4 protein-coding genes and 1 pseudogene are annotated in these 4,173 nt (G+C 66.1%); 4 read left to right on the top strand and 1 reads right to left on the bottom strand.

Annotation, left to right across the window (positions count from 1 at the left end; all coding sequences use genetic code 11):
• From HMPREF9440_RS07505 to HMPREF9440_RS07520, 4 genes and pseudogenes are all read left to right on the top strand, one after another.
• Nucleotides 1–697: pseudogene (locus tag HMPREF9440_RS07505) on the top strand (hypothetical protein); the annotation flags it as partial.
• A gap of 77 nt (nucleotides 698–774) precedes the next feature.
• The gene (locus HMPREF9440_RS10725) at nucleotides 775–1,290 is read left to right on the top strand and encodes a c-type cytochrome (protein ID WP_216586070.1); all 516 of its coding nucleotides are present in this window, start codon (nucleotides 775–777) and stop codon (nucleotides 1,288–1,290) included.
• Nucleotides 1,287–2,654 (top strand): NAD(P)/FAD-dependent oxidoreductase, encoded by a 1,368-nt coding sequence (locus tag HMPREF9440_RS07515; RefSeq protein WP_008542991.1) that lies wholly within the window; start codon nucleotides 1,287–1,289, stop codon nucleotides 2,652–2,654. The genes HMPREF9440_RS10725 and HMPREF9440_RS07515 overlap by 4 nt, the downstream gene beginning before the upstream one ends.
• 34 nt (nucleotides 2,655–2,688) lie before the next feature.
• On the top strand, nucleotides 2,689–3,495 hold the full coding sequence (locus tag HMPREF9440_RS07520) for a c-type cytochrome (protein WP_148516551.1): 807 nt from the start codon (nucleotides 2,689–2,691) through the stop codon (nucleotides 3,493–3,495).
• Nucleotides 3,496–3,672: 177 nt separating this feature from the next.
• On the opposite strand, the gene HMPREF9440_RS07525 is transcribed toward HMPREF9440_RS07520, so the two are convergent.
• Nucleotides 3,673–4,173 (bottom strand): MarR family winged helix-turn-helix transcriptional regulator (locus HMPREF9440_RS07525; RefSeq protein ID WP_008542996.1); only part of this gene is annotated, 501 nt, incomplete at its 5' end.

Raw genomic sequence — 4,173 nt, forward strand, 5'->3', positions numbered from 1 at the left:
GACAGCACATTTCAATTTGGACAGCAGTGCCGTCTCCTACCCGCGCCTCGTCTTCTTCCTGGCGTTGTCGCTCCCCGTCACCGCGGCCTGGCTCTTCGGCTACCGCCGACAACTGCTCTCGGCCGGTGAAACCGACTTCGACTACGTCGACTTCGTCGAAAACGTCGCCCACAAGACGGCGCGTTGGGGTTCGGCGATCGTCATCCTCGCGGGTCTCGCGTGGATGGTGACGCTCCCCGACACGATGCGCTGGTTCGCGGGGTCGGTGTGGAGCTTCCTCGCCGTCATTCCGCTCGCCTACTTCGCCGCGATGAGCGCGATTCAGGTGAAGAGGCGTCTCTGCATCTTCTGCAACTACATGGCCTTCGGGATGACCGTCGTGATGGTGCTCGTGCTCTCGGCCCTTCGCGAAGTGCTCCGCTATGGGACGCTCCTTGACGCCGTCGGTTGGAACCCGCTCGACTACAAGGTCGTCACGGACTGGCCCACCACACTCATCTTCTTCGGGACGTTCCTCTTGGTGGGCGGCACGGCGCTCACGTACCTCCTCACGCTCGCGTGGAAGCTGGGTACGGCGCCCAAAGACGGCCCCATCGACATGTCTGGGACGGAAACGATCGGCCGCACCGCCGTCGCCTTCCTCTCGCTCTGGGTGATCGGCTACTTCGCGGTCGGCGCCTGGGTCGTCTGGGGCTGACCACCCCTCACCCGACCGACCGGACCACTCAGGACTGAACGGACCGTACGACACGTACCGACATGGAGGAGAACACCATGCAGACGAACGACCTGACCTGCCCGCTCGCCCCCCGTCCGGACGACCGCCGGACGGCCGCGGAGAAGTTCCGCGACCGGGCGGTGGCCTTCACGGCGACCTTTTCCGCCGTCGCGGCGGTGACGCTTTTGGTCTCCGGGCTCACGATGATCCTCGCGGGTCCCGCGGGCGCGCAAACGCTCCCCGAGACCTCCGCCACGGGGAAGGAACCCACGGGCGAGGCGATGGCGCACACCTGCGCCGCCTGCCACGGCACCTACGGGGAATTGAAGGGCAGCAACTTCGTGCCCTTGGCCGGCATGAACGAGGCGGAATTCATCCGCGCGATGAAGGACTTCCGGGACCTGAAGCGCCCGTCCTCGATCATGAGCCACATCGCCGAAGGCTATGACGACGCCTCGATCGAGAAGATGGCGAAGTGGTTCTCGGAGAGAAAGCCCCTCGCTCTTCACTCGACGAATGATGCCGCGGGTGAACCCGCGGCCACTGCCCCGAAGAAGGAGGACGCGCAATGATGAGCCCCAACCAGACCCGACGCCGCGCGCTCCTCGCCGCGGCCGCCCTCGCGTCGCTCTCGCCCGCGGCGCCCGCCTGGGCTCAGGCTTTGAAGCAGACCGCCAAGGCGGCCGGTCCCGCCCGCATCGTCATCGTGGGCGCGGGCGTGGGCGGCGCCTCGACGGCGAAGTACCTGAAGCTCTTCTCGCCCGGGCTCGACGTGACCCTGATCGACAGGAACCCCAACTACGTCCGGCACTACGGATCGAGCGAGGTCGTCGTCGGCACGAAGACGATCGAGGACATGACGGTCTCCTACGACGCCCTGAAGTCGAAGTACGGCGTCAAGGTGGTGCAGGACACCGTCACCGGGCTCGACCCCGACCGGAAGGAGGTCGTGGGCGAGGCCGGCCGCTACCCCTACGACAAGCTCGTGGTGGCGCCGGGCGTGGAGCTTCTCTACGACGCCGTGCCCGGGTATTCCGCGGAGCTCGCCGCGACGAAGATTCCTTCGGGTTGGATCGCGGGGCCGCAGACGGTGCTTTTGGCAAAGCAATTGCAGGCGATGCCCGAGGGCGGGACCTTCGTGATCGTCTCGCCCCCGAACCCCTACCGCTGCCCGCCGGGACCCTACGAGCGGACCGCCTTGGTCACCGAATGGTGCGCGAAGCACAACCCGCGCGCGAAGATCATCAACCTCGACCCGAAGAACGACTTCGTGACCGACGCGACGATGATCCTCGGCTGGAACCGGCTCTACGGGTACCCCATTCCGAAGGCGTACCAGGAAAAGCTCGCGCCCTTCGCGTCGCCCGGGCGCGCCGACTGCGCGCTCGAATGGGTGACGGAGAAGGAGGGCGGCAGGACGCTCTCGATCGACCCGGACCGCATGATCGTGAAGACCGTGGGCGGGGACGTGAAGGCGGACGTTTTGAACATCGTCCCGCCCATGCACGCCGCGGACGTCGCGCTCCGGATGGGCTTGGCCGACAAGACCAACTTCTGCCCGGTGAACCGCGTCGACTTCCAGTCGACGATCATCCCGGAGGTCTACGTGATCGGCGACGCCTCGATCGCGGACGCGATGCCGAAATCGGGATTTTCCGCCAACACCCAGGCGAAGAACACCGCGCGGGCGATCGTCGAGACCTTGGCCGGGCGTGAGCTCCCTGAGCCCGCATGGTCCAACACGTGCTACGCCCTGGCCGGTCACGACTACGGGATCTTCGTCGCGGACGTCTTCCGGATCATCGAAGGAAAGATCGCCCGAACGAACACCCGCGAGCGCTATCAGTTCCTCACCGCCGGCGCGACCGAGCAGGCCCTGGCCGCCATGTATCTGGACAGCTGGATGAACACGATCACCGAGGACAGCTTCGGCTGATGCCTCCGACCCCAAACCTATGGACGAACACACCATGACGAAAACCCAACACGACGGCGCACGCATCCTCAGGACGGCACGCCTTCTCGCGGCAGCTGCGGGAACGCTCGCCGTGATGGGCGCGCTCTCTTCGGCGCACGCGGCGGAGGCTCCCGCCTCCCCTGCCGCTCCCGAGCGCGCGCCGCTCCCCACCCAGAACCTCACCGCCGCGGACATCGTCCGCCAGGTGGACGAACTCCCCGCGCCCACGGCTTTGGGCGGCTTTGCGGTGCACTCCAAGAACTTCTGCGAGTCCTGCCACGGCCCCAACGGCGTCGCCCAGACGGCGATGTGGCCGCACGTCTCGGGGCAGCCCTTTGAAGTGACCGCGAAGGCGCTCCTCGAATACCGGGCGGGGCTCCGCTCCTCAGGGGCGCAGGCGGCGCTCATGGCCAAGGCCGCGCAGAAGCTCTCGGACCAGCAGATCGCCGACGTGGCGGCGCTCTACGCGCAGCTCCCCGGCCCCGACGGGACGACGTTGACCGTGGGGAAGGATCAGGTGAAGCCGAAGCCCATCGACAACACCTTCATCATCACGAAGGGCGATCCCGCACGCGCGATCACCCCCTGCGCGGCCTGCCACGGGGCGGGTCCGGAGAGCGCGGTGAAGGCCCCGGTGCTCCACGGCCAGAACCCGGCCTACCTCGTGAGGAGTCTGAAGGACTTCAAGTCGGGCGTTCGGAAGAACGACTTCATGGAGGAGATGCGCTTCTTCGCCGAAGCGATGACCGACGACGAAATCGAAGCCGTGAGCCTCTGGTACGGGAACCAGATGGGGCGTGCGGGCACCATGAAGAAGTGAGGTCTTCCTAGCTTTTTAGCGTTCAGCCTCCGCGGACCGTCCGGGCTTGAAGGACCCGTACGGGCCGCGGGCGTTGTGGGGGCGTCTTGGGGTCGGAGATCTTTTCGGCCTCAAGACGGGGAAAGCCCGCTCGGGGACCGTCCCCGGGCGGGCTTTTTCAACGGGTGACGGATCGTCTTAGCGCAGACCGTCCTTGTTGAGTTCGTGCTGCTGCACGAGGATCAAGCGCTTGAGGAGCTTCGCCAGCCCCAGCTTTTCTTCGCCCGAGAGGCGCTCGATGATCGAGCGCTCGATCTGCATGTGCGAGACCACGGCCTTCAGGGTCACGCGGCGGCCCAAGGGCGTCGCTGTGAGGATGACGTTCCTGCGGTCGGCTTCGTCGTGCTGGCGCGTCAAGAAGTTCTTCTCTTCGAGCTTCCGGATCCGGTTCGAGAGCCCGCCCGAGGTGATGAGGATCTTCGACTGCAGGAGCTTCGGCGTCACCTTTTCGTTCGGATTTCGCACGAGCACGGCCATCACTTCGAATTCACCGCGGGTGAGGTCGAACTTCGCGAGGTTCCTGTCCACCTTTTCGGCGATGTAGTAGGAAAGGCGCACGATGCGCGCCACGACCGGCACGGCGTCCGTGGGGAGCGTCGGGTCCTCCGCCAACCACTCTTCTTCGAGGCTGTCGACGAA

Source organism: Sutterella parvirubra YIT 11816, from assembly GCF_000250875.1.
Taxonomy (GTDB): domain Bacteria; phylum Pseudomonadota; class Gammaproteobacteria; order Burkholderiales; family Burkholderiaceae_F; genus Sutterella; species Sutterella parvirubra.

What these genes read in the sequence shown, in the direction of transcription:
- HMPREF9440_RS07520 (WP_148516551.1), top strand. Translation starts at nt 2,689, where the DNA reads ATGACGAAAACCCAACACGACGGCGCACGCATCCTCAGGACGGCACGC.
- HMPREF9440_RS07515 (WP_008542991.1), top strand. Translation starts at nt 1,287, where the DNA reads ATGATGAGCCCCAACCAGACCCGACGCCGCGCGCTCCTCGCCGCGGCC.
- HMPREF9440_RS10725 (WP_216586070.1), top strand. Translation starts at nt 775, where the DNA reads ATGCAGACGAACGACCTGACCTGCCCGCTCGCCCCCCGTCCGGACGAC.